Source organism: Devosia equisanguinis (assembly GCF_900631955.1).
GTDB lineage: Bacteria > Pseudomonadota > Alphaproteobacteria > Rhizobiales > Devosiaceae > Devosia > Devosia equisanguinis.
This window is the reverse complement of the sequence record NZ_UZWD01000026.1, coordinates 52,389-71,390: the sequence shown is the minus strand read 5'-3', so window position 1 is coordinate 71,390 and position 19,002 is coordinate 52,389. Positions and strand designations below refer to the sequence as shown.

Annotated in this window: 20 protein-coding genes; 13 read left to right on the top strand and 7 right to left on the bottom strand. The window is 62.0% G+C overall.

Features of this window, described 5'->3' with window-relative positions:
- Nucleotides 1–197: 197 nt before the first annotated feature.
- From DEVEQU_RS10975 to DEVEQU_RS10960, 4 genes are all read right to left on the bottom strand, one after another.
- Nucleotides 198–1,631 carry an extracellular solute-binding protein gene (locus tag DEVEQU_RS10975; protein WP_223214184.1) on the bottom strand — a complete coding sequence of 478 codons (1,434 nt, stop codon included), beginning with the start codon at nucleotides 1,629–1,631 and terminating at the stop codon, nucleotides 198–200.
- A 195-nt stretch (nucleotides 1,632–1,826) separates the two neighbouring features.
- Nucleotides 1,827–2,726, bottom strand: a complete 900-nt coding sequence (locus DEVEQU_RS10970) for a carbohydrate ABC transporter permease (RefSeq protein ID WP_126150620.1) — start codon at nucleotides 2,724–2,726, stop codon at nucleotides 1,827–1,829.
- On the bottom strand, nucleotides 2,726–3,661 hold the full coding sequence (locus tag DEVEQU_RS10965) for an ABC transporter permease (protein WP_126150619.1): 936 nt from the start codon (nucleotides 3,659–3,661) through the stop codon (nucleotides 2,726–2,728). Before DEVEQU_RS10965 ends, DEVEQU_RS10970 begins: the two co-directional genes overlap by 1 nt.
- Before the next feature lie 101 nt (nucleotides 3,662–3,762).
- The gene (locus tag DEVEQU_RS10960) at nucleotides 3,763–4,818 is read right to left on the bottom strand and encodes a LacI family DNA-binding transcriptional regulator (protein ID WP_126150618.1); all 1,056 of its coding nucleotides are present in this window, start codon (nucleotides 4,816–4,818) and stop codon (nucleotides 3,763–3,765) included.
- Nucleotides 4,819–4,930: 112 nt separating this feature from the next.
- Here DEVEQU_RS10960 and DEVEQU_RS10955 point away from each other — a divergent pair, with 112 nt between their 5' ends.
- Nucleotides 4,931–5,419 (top strand): MarR family winged helix-turn-helix transcriptional regulator, encoded by a 489-nt coding sequence (locus tag DEVEQU_RS10955; protein WP_126150617.1) that lies wholly within the window; start codon nucleotides 4,931–4,933, stop codon nucleotides 5,417–5,419.
- Nucleotides 5,416–6,177: a DNA alkylation repair protein gene (locus DEVEQU_RS10950; protein ID WP_126150616.1), complete on the top strand. Its 762-nt coding sequence runs from the start codon at nucleotides 5,416–5,418 to the stop codon at nucleotides 6,175–6,177. The genes DEVEQU_RS10955 and DEVEQU_RS10950 overlap by 4 nt, the downstream gene beginning before the upstream one ends.
- Nucleotides 6,178–6,183: 6 nt before the next feature.
- On the opposite strand, the gene DEVEQU_RS10945 is transcribed toward DEVEQU_RS10950, so the two are convergent.
- Nucleotides 6,184–6,927 carry an IclR family transcriptional regulator gene (locus DEVEQU_RS10945; RefSeq protein WP_223214187.1) on the bottom strand — a complete coding sequence of 248 codons (744 nt, stop codon included), beginning with the start codon at nucleotides 6,925–6,927 and terminating at the stop codon, nucleotides 6,184–6,186.
- 50 nt (nucleotides 6,928–6,977) lie between these two features.
- A complete protein-coding gene (locus tag DEVEQU_RS10940; protein ID WP_223214186.1) occupies nucleotides 6,978–7,721 on the bottom strand; it encodes an SDR family NAD(P)-dependent oxidoreductase in 744 nt (247 codons plus the stop codon).
- A 134-nt stretch (nucleotides 7,722–7,855) separates the two neighbouring features.
- On the opposite strand from DEVEQU_RS10940, the gene DEVEQU_RS10935 reads away from it, so the two are divergent.
- The 10 genes from DEVEQU_RS10935 to DEVEQU_RS10890 all read left to right on the top strand — a co-directional run bounded on the left by DEVEQU_RS10935 (nucleotide 7,856) and on the right by DEVEQU_RS10890 (nucleotide 17,875).
- The gene (locus DEVEQU_RS10935) at nucleotides 7,856–9,106 is read left to right on the top strand and encodes a sugar ABC transporter substrate-binding protein (protein ID WP_126150613.1); all 1,251 of its coding nucleotides are present in this window, start codon (nucleotides 7,856–7,858) and stop codon (nucleotides 9,104–9,106) included.
- A 16-nt stretch (nucleotides 9,107–9,122) separates the two neighbouring features.
- On the top strand, nucleotides 9,123–10,646 hold the full coding sequence (locus DEVEQU_RS10930) for a sugar ABC transporter ATP-binding protein (protein ID WP_126150612.1): 1,524 nt from the start codon (nucleotides 9,123–9,125) through the stop codon (nucleotides 10,644–10,646).
- A 13-nt stretch (nucleotides 10,647–10,659) separates the two neighbouring features.
- A complete protein-coding gene (locus DEVEQU_RS10925) occupies nucleotides 10,660–11,646 on the top strand; it encodes an ABC transporter permease (RefSeq protein ID WP_126150611.1) in 987 nt (328 codons plus the stop codon).
- Nucleotides 11,647–11,663: 17 nt separating this feature from the next.
- Nucleotides 11,664–12,092: a cupin domain-containing protein gene (locus tag DEVEQU_RS10920; protein ID WP_206437827.1), complete on the top strand. Its 429-nt coding sequence runs from the start codon at nucleotides 11,664–11,666 to the stop codon at nucleotides 12,090–12,092.
- Nucleotides 12,093–12,126: 34 nt separating this feature from the next.
- Nucleotides 12,127–12,915: an AttM family quorum-quenching N-acyl homoserine lactonase gene (gene attM / locus DEVEQU_RS10915; RefSeq protein ID WP_126150609.1), complete on the top strand. Its 789-nt coding sequence runs from the start codon at nucleotides 12,127–12,129 to the stop codon at nucleotides 12,913–12,915.
- Between the two features lie 116 nt (nucleotides 12,916–13,031).
- Nucleotides 13,032–13,814: an SDR family NAD(P)-dependent oxidoreductase gene (locus DEVEQU_RS10910; RefSeq protein WP_126150608.1), complete on the top strand. Its 783-nt coding sequence runs from the start codon at nucleotides 13,032–13,034 to the stop codon at nucleotides 13,812–13,814.
- Between the two features lie 142 nt (nucleotides 13,815–13,956).
- Nucleotides 13,957–16,263, top strand: coding sequence for a bifunctional salicylyl-CoA 5-hydroxylase/oxidoreductase (locus DEVEQU_RS10905; RefSeq protein WP_126150607.1), 2,307 nt, complete (start codon nucleotides 13,957–13,959; stop codon nucleotides 16,261–16,263).
- Nucleotides 16,260–17,051 carry an SDR family NAD(P)-dependent oxidoreductase gene (locus tag DEVEQU_RS10900; protein WP_126150606.1) on the top strand — a complete coding sequence of 264 codons (792 nt, stop codon included), beginning with the start codon at nucleotides 16,260–16,262 and terminating at the stop codon, nucleotides 17,049–17,051. The genes DEVEQU_RS10905 and DEVEQU_RS10900 overlap by 4 nt, the downstream gene beginning before the upstream one ends.
- A 9-nt stretch (nucleotides 17,052–17,060) precedes the next feature.
- Nucleotides 17,061–17,474, top strand: coding sequence for an acyl-CoA thioesterase (locus DEVEQU_RS10895; RefSeq protein WP_126150605.1), 414 nt, complete (start codon nucleotides 17,061–17,063; stop codon nucleotides 17,472–17,474).
- Nucleotides 17,471–17,875, top strand: a complete 405-nt coding sequence (locus DEVEQU_RS10890) for a RidA family protein (protein ID WP_126150604.1) — start codon at nucleotides 17,471–17,473, stop codon at nucleotides 17,873–17,875. The genes DEVEQU_RS10895 and DEVEQU_RS10890 overlap by 4 nt, the downstream gene beginning before the upstream one ends.
- Before the next feature lie 19 nt (nucleotides 17,876–17,894).
- Here DEVEQU_RS10890 and DEVEQU_RS10885 read toward each other — a convergent pair whose 3' ends face one another.
- Nucleotides 17,895–18,413 carry a MarR family winged helix-turn-helix transcriptional regulator gene (locus DEVEQU_RS10885; protein ID WP_126150603.1) on the bottom strand — a complete coding sequence of 173 codons (519 nt, stop codon included), beginning with the start codon at nucleotides 18,411–18,413 and terminating at the stop codon, nucleotides 17,895–17,897.
- 153 nt (nucleotides 18,414–18,566) lie between these two features.
- Between DEVEQU_RS10885 and DEVEQU_RS10880 the strand changes: the two genes are divergently transcribed.
- A complete protein-coding gene (locus tag DEVEQU_RS10880; RefSeq protein ID WP_126150602.1) occupies nucleotides 18,567–18,992 on the top strand; it encodes a cupin domain-containing protein in 426 nt (141 codons plus the stop codon).
- Nucleotides 18,993–19,002 lie beyond the last annotated feature (10 nt).

Here is a 19,002-nt window from a genome sequence, read left to right as displayed (position 1 = left end):
GGAGGGATTGTGGGCGGGGGTCCATCGGTTAATCGCTGGACGACCCCCTCCCCGGCCCTCCCCTCAAGGGGGAGGGAGAGCAGGAGCCGAGGGCTCCATGCCTCCCGATCCACCCACCGTAAACACACCCTCGCGGGGAGGGCTTAGAGGAGGGATAAGCGCTTGGATACTGACCCCTTCCCTCCTCCGCTCATTGCTTACTCGCCCAGCACCGTCGCAGCATACTCGGCCATGCGGGCACCGCCGGCGGCGTTGTACTCGTCGACGAATTGCTGCCACTGATCGATGCTCGCTTCGCCGGTGATGAAGCGGGCCATCCAGGAGCGATAGACCTGCTCGGCCGCGTCCACCTCGGCCGCATATTCGGCCGGCCAGACAAAGGCGTTGTCAGGCTTGAAGCCGGCCTTGATGTTGTCGAGCGCGGTCTGCGCCGTGGGCGACAGCAGCGGGGTCGGCGGGACCCAGTTGGCGGCGTTGAAGAAGCGCGCATACCAGGTGGAGATGGCGTCGGTGAAGGTCACCTTGCCGTCGGCGCCGACGGTATATTGCACGTCCTTGAAGCCCAGGCGTTCGAGGTCCTGGCCTTCCTTGGAGGCCATGAAGTCGAGCACCGCAGCGGCCGCCTCCTTGTTCTCGGACAGCGAGGAAATGGCCCAGCCGCGCGATTCCTTGGACACATCCACTGCAGCCAGCCCCTGGCCGCCCGGGCCCGTCGGGGCCGGCAGCACCACCAGTTCGATGTCCTCGCCCGGATGGGCCTGACGCATCTTGCCGGCATAGATATCAATCACTTCCGGCGAGGAGCCGAAGATCACGCCGGCCTTGCCGGTGTAGAACTTGTCTTCCTTGATGTCGAAGGTGTTGGTCACGAATTCCTTGTCATAAAGGCCCTTGGCGGCAAGGCCGGCATAGAATTCGATCTTGGCCTTTTCGGCGTCGGTGACGCGGGCATTGACCCACTTGCCCTCGCCATTCTTCATCCAGGTGCCGGTGACGCCGAAGGCCTGGTTGAAGATGGAGTCGAGCTCGGCGGTATTGCCGAAACCGGTCAGGCCGAGCGTATTGCCCGTGGTGCCGTCGCCATCGAGGTCGGCGTCGTGAATCGCCTGGAACAGGGCTTCGTATTCCTCGACCGTGGTCGGGGGCTGCAGGCCCAGCTCATCCAGCCAATCCTTGCGGATCACCGGCTGGGGGGCGCGCGGCGGGTAGATGTAGAGCAGGTAGGGATAGTTGGCGAGGCGGTCGACATTGTGCGGCCAGAGCGCGGCCTTGATGTTTTCCGACTTTTCGATCCAGGGCGTCAGGTCTTCAAGAATCCCCTGGTCGGCCATCTTCTGGTCGCCGCCCTGGAAATAGATGATGTCGGGAATGTCACCCGAGAGCAGCATCACGCCCAGCGCCTCGCCATAGGCGGCCGTGCCGCTCGGCAGGTCGACGGTCTGGATGTCGATGTCGAGGCCCTTGGCCTTGAGGCCGGCCTCGATCTCCTCGATCAGGCGGACATCGTCGGGATTGGTGGTCAGCAGATCCTTGCTCACCAGACGCAGCGTCGTCTGCGCCAGCACCGGCGCCACCGTCGCGCCCATCATGGCCACGGCCGTGGTGGCCAAAAGCAGTTTCTTGAGTGTCATTGGGGTATCTCCTCCGTTGTTATTCAGTCACGCCGCCGAAGCGGAATTCTTGGGTATCCGGCACCCCCACCCGACCTCCCCCTGTAGAGGGGAGGAGCGGAGCCGTGCCTGTGGCAACTCGTATGTTCCCCACCGCAGCACCCTCCCCCTTCTTCAGGGGGAGGCCGGGAGGGGGTTCTTCCCGCAAGACGCTGATCATCCCTTCAACGCTCCCGACATTGTCCCCTTGGTGAAGAACTTCAGGATCAGGGGATAAATCGCCAGGATCGGCAGGATGGTGATGAAGATCATGCCGGCCTTGAGGGCGCGGATATTGATCTGGGCTATGCCGATATTGCCGCTGGCATTGGCCGAGCCGACGATCGCCACCTTGTCGCCTTCGATGACGAACTGGCGCAGCACCACCTGCAAGGGCCATTTGGTCTGGTCGTTGAGGTAGATCATCGAACGGAAAAACTCGTTCCAGTGCAGCACCAGGTAGAACAGCGCGATGGTGGCCAGCGCCGACTTGGCGAGCGGCAGCACGACGAGAAAGAAGGTCTGGAACGGATTGGCGCCGTCGAGCTCTGCGGCCTCAAGCAATTCCTTGGGAATTTCCTCGAAGAAGCGGACGAGGATGATCAGGTACCAGGCGCTGATCACCTTATACATGATCACGGCCCAGGGCGTGTTGAGCAGGCCCAGCCGCTTCATCAGGAAGTAGTCGGGAATGATGCCCGGCTCGAAGACGATGGTCACCAGCACCGCGATGAAGATGAAGCGGCGTCCGGGCAGGCCGGGCCGCGACAGGCCCCAGGCCATGAGCGCGGTGCCCATGACGCCGATGGTGACGCTGGTCGCCGTCATCCAGATCGAATTGAACAGGCCGCGCTGCACATTGGGATGCTGCAGCAGCAGCGACCACACTTCGAGCGAAAAGCCGTCCGGGATGATCGACAGACCCGAAAAACCGGCCACCTTGCTGGGCTCGGTGAAGCTCAGCGCCAGAAGGTTGATCAGCGGCTGCAGGGTGAACACCACCAGCAACAGCAAGGAAGAAACGATGAGCACATATTCGACGCGTTCGAGCGGCGTGCGGCGCGACTGGCTGGCCATTACCAGACTCCCTTGCCGGTCAGGCGTTTGCTGACGAGGTGTGAGGTGACGACGAGGATCATGCCGATCACGGCCTTGAACAGGCCCGCCGCCGTGGCCAGCGCATATTCACCGGTCGAAAGCCCCATGCGGTACACATAGGTGTCGAGAATATCGATGGTGGAGGCGTTGACGTCGTTCTGGAAGTTGATGACCTGGTTGAGGTCGGCGCTGAGGAACATGCCCATATTGAGAATGAACAGCGTCGCAATGGTCGGCACGATGCCGGGAATGGTGACGTGCCAGATTTTCTGCCAGCGATTGGCCCCATCCATTTCCGCCGCCTCATAAAGCTGCGGGTCGATGGCAAAGATGGCCGCCAGATAGAGCAGGCTGTCCCAACCGGCCGAGCGCCAGATTTCCGAGATCACCAGCACCCAGCGAATGGTGCCGGTATTGGTGAGGTAATTGGTCGTGCCGAACCCCATCGATTGCTGCACCTGGCTGACCGCGCCATCGGTGGGTGACAGCAGGGCGATGAACACGCCGGCGATCACCACCCAGGAGAGGAAGTGCGGCAGGTAGATCGCCGACTGGATCGCGCCGCGCAGCTTGCCGCTGCGGATTTCGTTGAGCAGCAGCGCCACCATGATCGGCACCGGGAAGACGAAGAGGATCTTCATGCCCGAAATGATCAGGGTATTGGCCAACACCTGATAGAAGATCGGCGAGGCGAACAGCTGCTGAAAGTTCTTCAATCCGACCCAGATATTGGGCGGAATGATGCGCACCTGCTCGAAGGCCATCTTGGCCTCCCAGATCGGCACATAATGCCAGATGAAGAAGAAGATCAGGCCCGGTGCCATCATGGCGTAATAGGGCCACCACTGCCTGACCTTTTCGCGCCAGCCCGGTCCGGACATGACGGCAGCACCCTCAGGGGACATTTCGTTCATAATTCGTTCATACCGCGGTCGGGTAGAATCCTCGCGAAATTTGGGAACGTTCCCGCCGTGTGCCGCAGAATCCCGGTTTTGCCCATCATTGGCAGCCATTGTCAGATCCTCCCTGCCCCAGCCATGCGCTTGGGCGCCGCAGCAGACAGATCGGCGAGTGAACCCCGCTCGAGCAGCCGGCACGGCATATAGACACGCCGGTGCTCCGGCTTGTGATCGATTTCGTCAAACAGGCATTCGATGGCGCGCTCACCGATATCGCGGCCTGGCTTGGCCACGGTGGTCAGCCCCGGCCATGCAAATTCGCCTGAGGGAATGCCGTCGAATCCCAAAATAGACACGTCGCGCGGGCAGTCGAGCCCGGCATCGCGCACCGCCATCATCGCGCCCAGCGCCATCATGTCGTTGGCGGCAAACACCGCCAGATGCCCGACGCGCGGCTGTGCCAACAGGCGCTTCATCGCCTCGCGTCCGCCTTCCACCGTATATTCGCCATCCTCGATCGCCAGCACCGCCGGATCGACATCGCGCTCGACGCAATGCTCATGCACCGCGCGCAGAAAACGAGCCCGCGCCAGTCGGGACTTGGGGCCGAGGATCAGTGCCGGCGTGACATGGCCCCGGGAAACCAGGTGATCCAGCCCAACCCGCACTGCCTGAGCGATATCCGAGCCGACGCTGGACACGTCCGGGAAGCGCTCGGCGCTTGAGCCGATGAACACGCAAGGCAGACCGAACCGGTCGAGATCTTCAAAACTGTCGGAAACCGGATTGACCACGGCGCCGTCGACCCGAGCCCGACGCAGCGTGCGCAAATGCGCCGCCTCGGCTTCGGGGTTCCAGTCCGACGAGAATACCAGCAGCGACGCGCCGGCCTTGACGGCCCGGTCCTGTGCGCCGCGCGCCACGTCGGCCCAGAACGGGTTGGTGATATCGGGAATGACGAGGCCCAGCATGCCGCTGCGTCCCGAGCGCATACCTACCGCCAGGTGGTTGCGCTCATAGCCGACGGCTTCAGCTGCCTTGACCACGCGGTCGCGCGTTTCTTCGGTGATATTGGATGAGCCGGTGAGCGCCCGGGCGGCGGTGCTCTTGGAGACCCCTGCCCGTTCGGCAACATCGATAATGGTCGGCCGACGAGTGCGGCGTGGTCCCATGACTCTTCCCTGCGCGAGCTGTTGAGCTTCTGCTTCATGGGAACGTTACCGCGCGTTTCAAATCCTGTCAACGCACTGGATTTTAGTATGGCGCCGTACTATAAGGGTACTTATGATTGAGCTGGAACTGAAACATGCCGCGCTTTTGCGCGAAGCCCAAAGCCGCGCCTTGCCCGGCATCGACACGATGCGTCTGTGTTTTCAGATACTTGCGCTGGCCTCCACCATAGATCGCGCCTGCGCCCAACGCTTGGCGCCACACGGATTGTCCGAAAGCAAGTTCGTGCTGCTGTTCCTGCTGCGCAGCGAGCCGAATGGCCTGCCACCCCACGAACTCGCCCACCGCGCCGGCGTCACCCGCGCCACCATCACCGGCCTGTTGGACGGTCTGGAGCGCGATGGCCTCGTCACCCGCAATCCCGATTCCGTGGATCGTCGCAAGCTGATCATCGCGCTGACCGAGGCCGGAAAAGTGCTGGCCGGCGATCTGTTCGAGGAGCACACGCGCTGGATTGCCTCGCTTTTTCAAGACCTTGACGCTCCTGCACGCCAGACGCTCAGCACCCTCTTGCAGCGCGCCTGGCCGGAGGACGCAGCATGAGCCAGCGCATTTCCGACATCCAACCAGACCGCCTCGACGCCATGAATTCAGGCACAGTCGAGGCCACGACACTGACCGAATGCCTGGCCGTCGACTTCGCCGCTCTCATGTCACAAGCCCTCCCCGATCTCGGCGAAACCACAGTCACCACCATGCGCGCCGCCGCCAATGAAGGCATTTCACGCCGCATGGCACTGGCCGGACGCATGCTGCACGAGGCCTATGGCCGCGACGCCATTCGCCGCCTCGGCGCGCATCCGTCCGACACGGTAAGAGGTTGGGCCTGCTTCACTATTGGCGAGGACACGTCGCTCGATCTCGCGTCCCGTCTGGACCTGATCAGGCCGCTTGCCGACGACAGCCATTTCGGCGTTCGCGAATGGGCATGGATGGCCGTACGCCCCCATCTGGCCGCCGAGATCGAGACAGCGATTGCGCTTCTTGCACCCTGGACCACCGCCCCATCCGAGCGCATCCGGCGGTTTGGCAGCGAAGCAACTCGCCCCCGCGGCGTGTGGTGCGCGCATATCGAGACGCTCAAGCACGCGCCAGAGATTGCCCTGCCACTGCTCGAACCGCTAAGAGCCGATCAGGCCGCCTATGTGCAGGATTCTGTTGGTAATTGGCTCAATGACGCCAGCAAAACCAGGGCCGACTGGGTGCAAGAGATCACCGCGCGATGGGCCTCAGAAAGCACCGGGCCGGCCACCGCTCGAATTTGCAAGCGCGCACTGCGCTCACTCGGCAAGCTGAAGTAACGTCCGCTATGCTTCGGTAGAGGCCGACGGCGGATGGGAAATGCGGGCGGCGCCATCGCGGATAATGCTCGAGAGCACTTCGAGATCGGCGGCGCGCAATTGCTCTGCTGGCATTACCAAAACCAGCGAAGCACGCACCTTGCCGTTCTCGTCAAAGATGGGTGCGGCGATCCCGCCGTTCTGCGGGTCGACCTCACCCATAGACAGCGAATAGCCCACAGAACGGATGGCTTTCAGCTTGCCGCTGAACTCGGCCCAGTTCTTGCCCAGGCCCGCCTTGAGTATTTCGTCGGCGTGATCGGCCATCAGGCCGCGCAGCCGATGATGCGGCAGATGGGCCAGAATCGCCTTGCCGGCGGCGCCGCGCAACAGCGGCATGGCGCGACCGCGATCATAGCTGGTCATGATCGTGCGGTCGGGCCAGGCCTGATCGATACAGACGACATTGCCCGCGTAGTAGGCGCAAACCATGAGGTTGCCGTTCAGCCTGGGCAGGAGCTCGGCCATCACCTCGCCCGAACGGACCAGGAAAGGGTCGTTGCGGCGCATGGTCCGGTCCAGTTGGATAATGCGCGGCCCCAATCCATAGCCACCATCGACATTCTGTGAGGCCAGGCCCGCGCCCGTCAGCGCCTTGAGGTAGCGATAGGCGGTGGGAATGGAGCAATCGAGCGCTGCCGCGATCTCGTCGACCTTCACCGGGCCGGAGGCCGCATCAAAAAGATCGAAGATCGAAACTAGCCTGGTCACAGTATCCAACAGTTCATCCCCTTCGATCCCGCCGCCTGCGGACCTATAGCCTAATGCATATGCATTCCGCCGTTTATATCTACCGCAGTTCCAGTGACATAGGCGGAAAGATCGCTGGCGAGAAACAAACAAACGCGCGCTACATCTTCCGGCGAACCGAATCGGCCCAGCGGTATGCTCGCCACCATGCCGGCCTGGGTGGCGGCATCAAATGCCGTGCGATTCATGCTGGTGATGATGACACCGGGATTGACGGCGTTGGCGCGAATGCGTCGCGGCCCCAGTTCGCGCGCCAGGCTTTTGGTGAGAGCAAGAACGCCCCCCTTCGAGGCTGCATAATGTGGCCCACCAAGCAGCCCCCCGCCGCGTTGCGCGGCGATCGAGGCAACGCTGACAATGGCGCCGCCATCGGTCATCAGCGGCAGCATGGCCTGTGTAGCATTGAACATGCCCATCAGGTTGACATCCAGCGTGGCATGCCAATCCTCGGCACTGACCTCCTCCAGCCGCCGCTTCTGAGCAATCCCGGCATTGTTCACCAGAATGTCGAGTTTCCCGAAAGTAGTTTGCAGGTGCTGCGCGACCTGGGCCAGGCCCTGGCGATCCCGCACATCCACCGCCGCGCCGATGGCCGCATTCGGGCCTCCAATGGCCCGCAATGATTCCGCCGCACGCGCGCAATCCTCCTGTCGGAGATCGAGGATCGCCACCCTAGCCCCTTCTTCGACGAAGCGACGGGCGGTGGCGAACCCGATCCCATCCGGCGCCGCCGCCCCGGTGAGAACCGCAGTCATTCCCTTGATCAACATGGACATTTCCTCCTCCCAGGTGCCGTTTCAGGCGACCGCCCATCGCCAAATTTCGTAATTTATTGACATATGAGAAATTATATAATTATTTACAAGTGACATTTGTTGGGGAGGAACCCATGTCTGAAGAACAGATCGTCCGCCACGCATTGACCATGCGTGACGGTATGGAACGACGCGTATTTCTGAAGCTCGCCGCCGCTGCGGGCCTGTCGCTGGCGGTGACGCCGGCCCTGACCAGGATGGCCGAGGCGGCCACCGGAAAGCGGATCGCCAACCAGGTCTCGACACCGGCCAACGACTACTGGAATGTCTGGACGCAGGCTTTCAACCGCTCCGCCGTCGCGCTTGGCCTCGAGCCGCAGGAAATCTTCCACCAGAACGACACAGCGCGGCAGCTGTCGCAGGTGCGCAGCTTGCCCAGCAGCTCGACCAATATGCTGATCGGTTGCGTCAACCCGGCCGGCTCGCTGCCGATGATGGCCCAGTTCTGCCAGGAAAACGCCATCCATTTCGTGCCCAGCTGGGAGGCACCGGAATGGTTCACGCCGCCCGATATCGGCGACTACTTCGTTGCCTTCGTCACCCCCAATTCGGTCGAGGGCGCCTATGAGGTCGCCAAGGCACTGTTCGACAGCGTCGGCGGCGAAGGCAAGATCGTCCATATCGCGGGCCTCGCCACGCCCACCGACGTCTATCGCACTGCCGGCCTGATGCAGGCCGCGGCCGAATATCCCGGCATCGAAATCGTTGGTGGACTGCGCGCCGACTGGGATCGCCAGAAGGCTCGCACGGTGATGCTGTCCATGCTCACCGCGCATCCCGACATGAAGGGCGTGTTCGCGCAGAACGACAATATGGCCCTCGGCGTTATCAGCGCCTTGCGCGAACGCGGCCTTACCGGGATAAAGGTTTCCGGCGTTGACGGACTGCCCGAAGGTCTGCGCGAGGTGGCCAAGGGCGAGCAGATGGTTGCAACCCATACCTCCCTGCCCCCTTATGGCGCGGGCTTCACCACGGTGCTGGCCTTCGACGCCATGAACGGCTGGAAGCCGACCTTGGGCGAGCGGCTGCTGTTCACCGGTTCCGCGCTTGCCACGGCGGAAAATGCCGGCCCCATCGCCGACGCCATCTATGGCGAAGGGCAGGATCCCTTCGACTGGGCCAAGATGAGCCGTACGCTCAACCCCGAGACCTGGGACCCGCAGAACAAGATCACGGCCATCAATCCCGACGATTACTGGGGACCGTTCCCGGAAAACCGTGGCAAGCTCAATCCGGCCTATGAAGGCGCAGCCGAAAAGGGCGTTTTCGCAGACGTCGATGCGCTTTATGCGGAGCACTACAAGACCGGCCCGGTAAAGTCCTAAGAACGGAAGCCGCCGGATGACGCCCGAAATCGCACTCGAACTGGAGGGCGTGACCAAACGATATGGTCACGTCACCGCCCTCAACAACGCGTCTTTCCGGCTCCGGCGGCATTCTGTCCTAGGGCTTGTCGGAGAAAACGGCGCCGGCAAATCGACGATCATTGCGATGATCAACGGCACGCGTGCGCCCAGCGAGGGCCGGCTGCTGGTCAATGGCAGCGAACGCAAATTCGCGTCTGCGGCCGATGCCGCCGCCCTAGGCATTGCCACGGTGTTCCAGGAACAGGGCCTGGTGCCGGACCTCAGAGTCTATCAAAACATCCTTTTGGGGCGCGAAAAGCGATTTTCGCGCCTTGGCGTGCTTGATGCCAAGGGCATGGCTGCGTTCGTCTCCAAGGTGTTTGCCGAGCTGGGGCTCGATATCGATCCCAAGGCTCGCACCGGCGATCTGTCCTTCGGACAGCGTCAATTGGTGGAGATCGCCAAGGCCTTTTCGCTGGGACACCTTTATCCGGTGGAACCGATTGTCCTTCTGGACGAGCCGACCAGCGCGCTTTCCGATGCCGAAACCGAGGTGTTGTTCAACTCGATCCGCCGCTGGAAATCGCGCGCGTCGATCCTGTTCGTCTCCCATCACCTGAGCGACGTCTTCGAAGTATGCGATGACGTGGTCACGCTCAAGGACGGCAGCGTCAGCGGCCAGTGGCCAGTCGTGGAGACCGACGCAGATCGCATCCATGAGGCGATTGTCGGCCGCCCGAAACTCGCCGGTTACTACAAGGAGTCCGCCCAGCGCGACCAACCCGGTGCGCCAGTGGTCGAATTGCGCGGCATTCACCTGCCCGGTGCGCTCGAGGCTATCGATCTGACGCTGCATGCCGGCGAAATCGTTGGCGTCGCCGGTGTGATGGGCTCGGGCAAGACCGAACTTGCAGGGGTGCTCTCCGGGGCGTTGCGCCCCAGCCAGGGTCAGGTGCTGCTCGACGGCGCACCCCTGCCCTTGGGCCGCCAAGCCCAGGCGGTGCGGCGCGGTATCGGCACGGTCCCTGCGGAACGCAACCTTGCCGGCGTGATTGGCGTGCATTCGGTGGAATGGAACATGGCCCTGCCCTCGCTGCAGCGCCTGCGCCATGGCCGGAGCCCGGTGCTGTCGGCGGCGCGTTCCGCCCGCATGGCCGATGGCTGGATCGAGCGGTTGCGCATTCGGGTTGCAGGCCGACACGTGCAGATCCTTAATCTCTCAGGCGGCAATGCCCAGAAAGTGGTTTTCGCGAAATGGATGGAGCGCGGCATACGCGTCTTCGTCCTGGATGACCCGGGGCGCGGCCTCGATGTCGGGGCCAAGGAAGACATTTATCAACTGCTGCGCGAACTCGCCGCCGAAGGCGTCGCCATCCTGCTGGTCTCGGACAACCTACCCGAGCTCATCGGGCTTTCAAATCGCATCGTGACCCTGCGCGCGGGGCGCATCACCGACACCATCGCCGCACCAGCCCATGCCAAGCCGGAAGAAGCCGCCGTCGTGCGCGGCATGGTTTGAGGAGACCATACAAATGACCGCAATTGCTGCCAAAGCCGCTCCCGAAGCCGCACGATCCAGCTGGCTTCGCCAGAACGCCGTGGCCCTTTATCCCCTCGTGGTCATTGCAGTTCTGATCGCCTTTTTTGCGGTGCAGAATCCGTACTTTGCCACCTTTGACAACGCGATGAATATCGGCCGGCAGTCCTCGGTGCTGCTCCTGGTGGCGCTGGCCGGTACCATGGTGATCATGATCGGCTCGATCGATCTGTCGGTGGGCTCGATCGTCACCTTGGCGGGCATCGTTGCAGCCATGGTCATCGACCCAGCGGGCCCTCTGGTCGCAGTGCTGGTCGGGATGGGCGTCGGCCTGAGTGTCGGCGCTTTTAACGGTCTGATCCTGATCGGTCTGAAAGTGCCATCCTTCCTCGTAACTCTAGGGATGCTTTCGGTGCTTTCAGGCATTGCGAACATGATCACCGGCGGCACGTCGATCATGTTCATGGATTTCTCGCTGACCTCCTCGGTCAATGCTGCCATGCTGTTCGGCGTCCCCAATATCATCCTGATCGCGGCGCTGGCCGCCGCCGTGCTGACCTTTGTGGCATTCAAGACCACGCTTGGTCGTTATCTCTATGCCATTGGCGGCGGTGAGCTGGTCGCGGCAAATGCCGGCGTACCGGTGCTGCGCTACAAGGTGCTGGCGTTCATGCTTTCGGGGACGCTTTGCGGGTTGGCAGGCGTGATGCTGACCGCCCAGGTGGGCGCCGGCACGCCGACGGCAGGCGCCAACATGCTGCTCGACTCCATCGCGGCAATTGTCATGGGCGGCACCGCCCTTTCCGGCGGCATTGGCGGGCCGCATCGCACGATCCTGGGCGTTCTGGTCATCGCCATCCTCTCCAACGGCATGGACGTGATCGGCGTTAACAGCTTCACCCAGGAAGTGGTGAAGGGCGTCGTCATTATTCTCGCCGTCGCTTCGACCATTGACCGCAAAAAGTACCAGTTCATCAAATGACCGGAAGGACCCTTTCCATGACCACCCCAGCCGTCGTCCCTGTCGTCACGCGTGCCGGTTCGCTGGATGAGACCACGCTGCAGTCTGGAGAATGCGTCAGGCGCTCAGGCGTCAGTCCACAGAATTCGCCGGCCACGAAAATCTGGTTTGGGCGCGTATCCAATGGTCCGGGCCATCGTTCGCCGCCGCATCACCACGAGGAATGCGAAACCGGCGGCTATGTGCTCAAGGGTCACGGCCGCATCTATTTCGGCGCGGACTATGCCGAGTTCGTCGACCTGTTCGAAGGCGACTTCGTCTTTGTTCCTCCCTTCATGCCGCATGTGGAGGTGAACATGTCGACAACCGACGAGTTGGTCTGGCTGACCTGCCGCACGCCCGATAATCTGGTAACCAATCTGCCCGACGTGCCCGATACGGCGCTGGAAGGCTTCCGTCGCGCCTGAAGCGTGGCGCAAAACTGATCCTGGGAGGAAAACCATGGCCGACGATATCCGTCTCTATCTGTTCGATACCGGCATTCTCAAATGCAACTACCACGACATCTATCTCAATGGCGCCGATGAACCATTCGAGATTCCGGTGCCGTTTTTCCTGATCACCCACCCCAAGGGCAATGTGGTGATCGATGGGGGCACGCCGGTCGAATGCGCCACCGACGCGGCCGGACACTGGGGCAAGGTCGCCGAGTTTTTCACGCCTGTCATGACGCCGGAACAGGGATGCGTGGCCCAGCTAACGGCCATGGGCATTGCGCCGGAATCTGTGCGCCATGTGGTGCTGTCGCATCTGCATCTTGACCATGTCGGTGCGGTGGGCCGGTTCCCCGGCGCGACCCATGTGGTGCAGAGGGTGGAGTGGGAATATGCCCACGCTCCGGACTGGTTCGCGCGCGCCGCCTATGTCCGCAAGGATTTCGACCGGCCCGACCTCGATTGGCTGATCCTCGAAAATTCGTGGGGCGACTTCTACGACCTTTATGGCGATGGCTCGATCGTCCTGATCCGCTCGCCCGGACATACCTGCGGCCACCAGTCCATCCTTGTACGGACCTCGGCCGGCGCTTCGGTACTGCTGGCGGTCGATGCCGCCGACACAATGGACCATTTCGAGGAAAAGGCACTGCCCGGCGCGCTGCATTCGGCCATCGAAGTGGTGCGTTCGGTAAAGAAGTTGCGGGCTGTGCAGCAGCGCGAAGGTGCGCTGGTGATCGCCGGCCACGACAGCAAGCAATGGGCTGAACTGCGCAAGGCGCCGGACTTTTACTAAGCCAACGATTTTCTCGGCTCCCTCTAAGGCAAAGACCATGAAACTTCTCAACGACGGCCCCCAAGGGGCCGAGCGTCGCTCGCTGCCGGCCCGGGTCATGGCGGAGGAGATCGATCATGTTTGATTTCAAAGGCAAAGTTGCCCTCGTCACGGGCGGCGCCAGGGGCCAGGGTGCGGTCGAGGTGCGACGACTGGCAGAAGCTGGTGCGGCCGTGATGATCGCTGATGTGCTTGAGGAGGAGGGCCTTGCACTCGCCGATGCGCTAACGAAGTCAGGGCTGCAGGCCCGATTCCAGCGGCTGGACGTAACTGATCCATCCGCCTGGCAGGCCGCCATCGCTACCACCGAGTCCTGGCACGGACGGCTCGATGTCCTGGTCAACAATGCGGGCATCGTAAGGCGGCGGTCGATCCTTGAGATGTCGGTCGAGGATTGGGATCTGACACTGGCGATCAATCTCAAGGGGGTGTTTCTGGGCCAGAAATTCGTCGCGCCGCTGATGGCGAAATCTGGCGGCGGCAGCATCGTCAATATCGCCTCTAACAGTGCCTTCTCGGCCCATCAGGACCCGGCTTACACGGCCTCCAAATGGGGCATGCGGGGGCTGACGCGCGCAGCGGCATCGGAATTCGCGGCACTGAACATTCGGGTCAATGCCGTCTGCCCGGGACTGGTGGTCACTGACCTCAATCGCGGCGCGCCGCATCTGGCGCCTATGATCGCCGCGACCCCCTCCGGGCGGGCGGTGGAGGCCGACGAGGTCGCCAACCTCGTGATGTTTCTCGCTTCCAACCTGGCGCAGTCGATTACTGGCGAAGACATCGTGATCGACGGCGGCTTCGTCGCGCTCTCAGCATATCGGTCGGTTCAGGGAGCCGGCGCAGCCCCTGCCATGTGAAAATCGCGGGCGCGCATCAAGCGCTCTCGCAGATCTCATCAAAGGCGTGATCGCGCAAAAATGCTTTAGGTCTTGACGAATATGCATTTGCATATATTTTAGACCTAAAGCAATTGGCGGTATCGCCGCGACGGAGGTTACCATGCGCATAGTCTGTATCGGCGGCGGGCCGGCCGGCCTCTATTTTGGCCTGTTGATGAAGAAGAACCACCCCGAGCACCAGGTGACGGTGGTCGAGCGCAACCGGCCCTATGACACATTTGGCTGGGGGGTCGTGTTCTCCGACCAGACCATGGACGCCATGAACAAATGGGACCCGGAAAGCGCGGCGATCATCAAGGACGCCTTCAACCACTGGGACGATATCGAGGTCTTGTTCAAAGGCACCCGGCAGCGCACCAGCGGTCACGGCTTTGTCGGTATCGGGCGCAAGAAGCTGCTCAATATCCTGCAGGCGCGCTGCGAGGAACTCGGCGTCAAGCTCAAGTTCGAGACCGAGGTCAATTCCGATCTCGATTTTCCCGACGCCGATCTCGTAATTGCTTCGGACGGCTTCAATTCCAAGGTCCGAAACGCCTACAAGGACGTGTTCCAGCCCGATCTGCAGCAGCGCCCCAACCGCTATATCTGGCTGGGGACCAACAAGCAATTCGACGCCTTCACCTTCGATTTCCGCAAGACCGACCACGGCTGGTTCCAGGCGCATATCTACAAGTTCGACGACCAGACTTCGACCTTTATCGTTGAAACCACAGAGGATACGTTCAAGGCGCACGGTCTCGACAGCGCCGATCAGGACGCCTCCATCGCCTTCTGCGAGACGCTATTCGCCGACACGCTAGATGGCGCGCCGCTGATGACAAATGCGCGGCATATGCGCGGCTCGGCCTGGCTTAACTTCAACCGGCTGATCTGTGGCAAGTGGAGCCATTTCAACGGCCAGTCGCATGTGGTGCTGATGGGCGACGCCGCCCACACCGCGCACTTCGCCATCGGCTCGGGCACCAAGCTGGCGATCGAGGATGCGATCGAGCTGACGCGGCAGTTTCAGATTCATGGGCATGACGCGGATAAGATTCCGGCCGTGCTGGCCGACTACGAAGAGATCCGACGCGTCGATGTGGCCCGTATCCAGAATGCGGCCCGCAACGCGATGGAATGGTTCGAGGTGGTGGGTGAACGCTACGCCGATACCCTGCCCCCCGAGCAGTTCATGTATTCCATGCTGACCCGCTCGCAGCGTATCAGCCACGAAAACCTGCGCCTGCGGGACGCCAAATGGCTGGAAGGCTATGAGCGCTGGTTTGCCGCGCATTCGGGGCTCAATGTCGAGCCTGACACGCGCAGCCTGCCGCCCATGCTGACGCCGTTCAAGGCGCGCGACGTGACGCTCAAGAACCGCATCGTCGTTTCGCCCATGGCCATGTATTCGGCCACCGACGGGCTGATCAACGATTTCCACATGGTACATCTGGGTTCGCGCGCCATGGGCGGTGCAGCGCTGGTTTTTGCTGAGATGACCTGCGTTTCGCCCGATGCGCGCATCACCCCGGGCTGCCTGGGTCTGTGGAACGACGAGCAGAAGGAAGGCTGGAAGCGCCTGGCGGATTTCGTCCACTCCAATACCGGTGCGAAGCTGGGCTGCCAGTTGGGCCATGCTGGCCGCAAGGGCTCGACCAAGCTCGCATGGGATGGCATCGACCAGCCGCTGGAAGAGGGTGCATGGCCACTGATTTCGGCTTCGGCCCTGCCCTATCTCAAACACAGTCCGGTGCCCAAGGCGATGGACCGGACCGACATGGATCGGGTCAAGGCCGACCATGTCGCTGCGGCCATGCGTGCCGCCGAAGCCGGCGTCGACTGGCTTGAGCTCCACTGCGCCCATGGCTATCTGCTGTCGAGTTTCCTGAGCCCGCTGACCAATCGTCGCGAGGACGAATATGGCGGCAGCCACGAAAACCGCGCCCGCTTCCCGCTGGAAGTGTTCCGCGCCGTGCGGGAAGTCTGGCCGGAAGATCGCCCGATATCGGTGCGCTTGTCCTGCCACGACTGGTACGAGGGCGGTAACACGCCCGATGATGCAGTGATCTTTGCGAAGATGTTCAAGGACGCTGGCGCCGATCTCATCGACTGCTCATCCGGTCAGGTTTGGAAAGAGGAGAAGCCGGTTTATGGGCGCCTGTTCCAGACCCCGTTCTCCGACAAGGTGCGCAACGAAGTCGGCATCCCCACCATTGCAGTGGGCGCCATTTCGGAAGCAGACCACGCCAATTCGATCATTGCGGCCGGCCGCGCAGATCTCTGCGCCGTGGCTCGTCCGCACCTGGCCGATCCAAGCTGGCTGATGCACGAAACCGCAAAGATCGGTATCAAGTCGGTGGCCTGGCCCAAGCAATACTATTCGGCGAAGGCGCAATACGAGAACAATCTGGAGCGAGCGGCCCGATGAGCGGACCCACGCAGACCCTGTCCGGTCGCCATGCGCTGGTGACCGGCGCCTCGGGCGGCATAGGCCTTGCCATCGTGCACAGCCTGCTCGAAGCCGGCGCCAATGTGACGATGACCGGTCGCGACCAAGCGCGGCTGGAAGCGGCGGCAGATAGCCTGCCGCCGGACCGAGTGCATCTGGTGGACCGGTTCGACGTCACCGATGCCGATGCCATCGCGCTGGGCGTGATCGCTGCACATGATGGGTTCGGCCCGGTGGAGATCCTCGTCAACAATGCCGGCGAGGCTCCCAGCGCGCCGTTCGACAAGATGACACCGGCCTTCTGGAACAAGGTCATTCTGACTGACCTCACAGGTGTCTTCCTGGTCACCCAGGCGTTTCTGGCCGATATTAAGGCCAGTAGAGCCGGGCGGATTATTAATATCGCCTCGACGGCGGGACTGACCGGCTATCGCTATGTCAGTGCTTATGCCGCCGCCAAGCATGGTGTGGTGGGACTGACCCGATCCTTGGCCCTGGAACTGGCGCGCACGGGCGCAACGGTGAACGCGGTCTGCCCCGGATTTACCGATACGCCACTCATCACCCGCTCGATCGAGGCCATTGTCGCCAAGACCGGGCGCACCCCGGAAGACGCGAGGGCTGAGCTGGCCAAGGCCAATCCGCAGGGACGACTGGTGTCGCCGCAAGAGGTCGCCGACACGGTACTGTGGCTGGCGCAACCATCGGCTTCGGCCATAACGGGCCAGGCCATCGCCGTTGCTGGCGGTGAAGTCTTGGCTGGATAGGAGGACATAATGGCATTCACGATTTCCAAACCCCTGCGCTTCGGGGACTGCGACCTGACCGGGATCGCCTATCACCCCGCCTATCTCTCCATGCTGGTCGACGTGAACGAGGCCATGTTCGCTTCCTTCGGGGTCACCTGGAAGGAATTGATGTTCGAGCGCAAGATGGGCCTGCCCACCGTTACCATGCATATCGAATTCAAGCGTCCCGCGACCTATGGCGACGTGCTCGACTTCGCCGTGCATGTGCGCAAGGTCGGCGGTGCCTCGCTCGATCTCGAAACGATTGTCAGCGTTGGCGAGCACGTTATCTGGACCATCCAGCAGCGCATCGTCGCCACTTCGCTCACCGATCACAAATCCACACGCTGGCCCGACGATGTTCGTGCCGGTCTTTCCCGTTACCTGGAGCCGACACCATGACCCACCAGTTCATCCAGCCCGACAACTGGGCCAAGCCCATCGGCTATTCCAACGGCATTTCGACGCGCGGTCGCATCGTGCAGGTCGGCGGCCAGGTGGGCTGGGACGAGAACTGCGAATTTCACTCGGACGACTTCGTCGACCAGGTGCGCCAGACGTTGAAAAATATTGTCGCCGTGCTGGAAAAGGCCGACGCCAAGCCGGAACATATCATCCAGCTGACCTGGTACTTTACCGATCGCCATGCCTACAAGTCGCGGCTCAAAGAGGTGGGTGCGGCCTATCGCGAGATCATCGGCCGTCATTTTCCGCCCATGGCAGCGGTGCAGGTCGTGGCGCTGATGGAAGATCGCGCCAAGATCGAGATCGTCGCCCTGGCCGTGGTGCCGGACGAAGACTGAGGCCGAATAATGCGCCGGGTCAGGGCCGTGTGTCGTCGACCAAGGCCCGGCGCACCGACGTCTTGGTCTTCTGCAGAAGACCGAGCAAGGATTTGACATCGGCGGCGTTGAGGCCGTCAGTGAGGTTGCGGATCCACTCTTCGTGGGCCGCCGCCATTTCCTTGAATTTTTCGCGGCCCAGCGGCGTCATCTGCACGATGCTTTCGCGCCGATCATTGGGGTTTTGCGTCCTCAGGATCAGTCCATCTTCCTCGAGCCGTTTGATGACCGAGGTGATATTGCCGGGCGAAACCATCAAGCGCTGCGACAGCTCGCCCAGGATCAGTCCCTCGGGCATGCGATAAATCTGCGAGAGGATATCAAAACGGGGAAAAGTGACGTCGAACTCGCTCTGCAAGCGGCTGCGCACCTCGTTCTCCACCAGGCGCGTGACGCTGAACAACCGCAGCCATAGACGCAGCTGGTCGTGGTGATCCTCCGGCGCATCGGCGACCTTGGTCTCGGCATCGATCCAGACGCGGCCCTGCCCCTCACTCATGAACTTCCCCTCGATCTCGCGCTATCTTGTTAGCTCGCCCAGAGAGCGGTTTGCAAGTGCGTCCAGCCAGAAATTACTTGACACCTAAACTAAAAGAGCGCCAGTTAAATGCATTGGCATAGATCGAAAGCCAGCGTCATCGAGGAGAATACCATGGCTGCCACACTCCAGCCCGTCGTTACCCGCAAGGGCCAGGAACATACCGGCACGGCTCAGTCCGGCGGTTGCATCCGCGTTACGGGCGTCGGCCCGCAGCACACCGGCGCCACCAAGATCTGGTTCGGCCGCGTCAGCAATGATCCCGGCTATCGCTCCCTGCCCCACCACCATGGCGAGGCGGAAACCGGCGGCTATGTCCTCAAGGGCAAGGCCCGCATCTATTTCGGCGAGAACTGGAGCGAATATCTCGACATGGAAGAAGGCGACTTCATCTTTGTGCCCCCCTATTGGCCGCATATCGAGGTGAATATGTCGACCACCGATGAACTCGTCTGGCTGACCACCCGCACGCCCGACAATATCGTGGTCAACCTGCCCGATGTCGACGACTCCGTGCTTGTCGGCTTTTCGCGCGCCTGATCGGGGACGA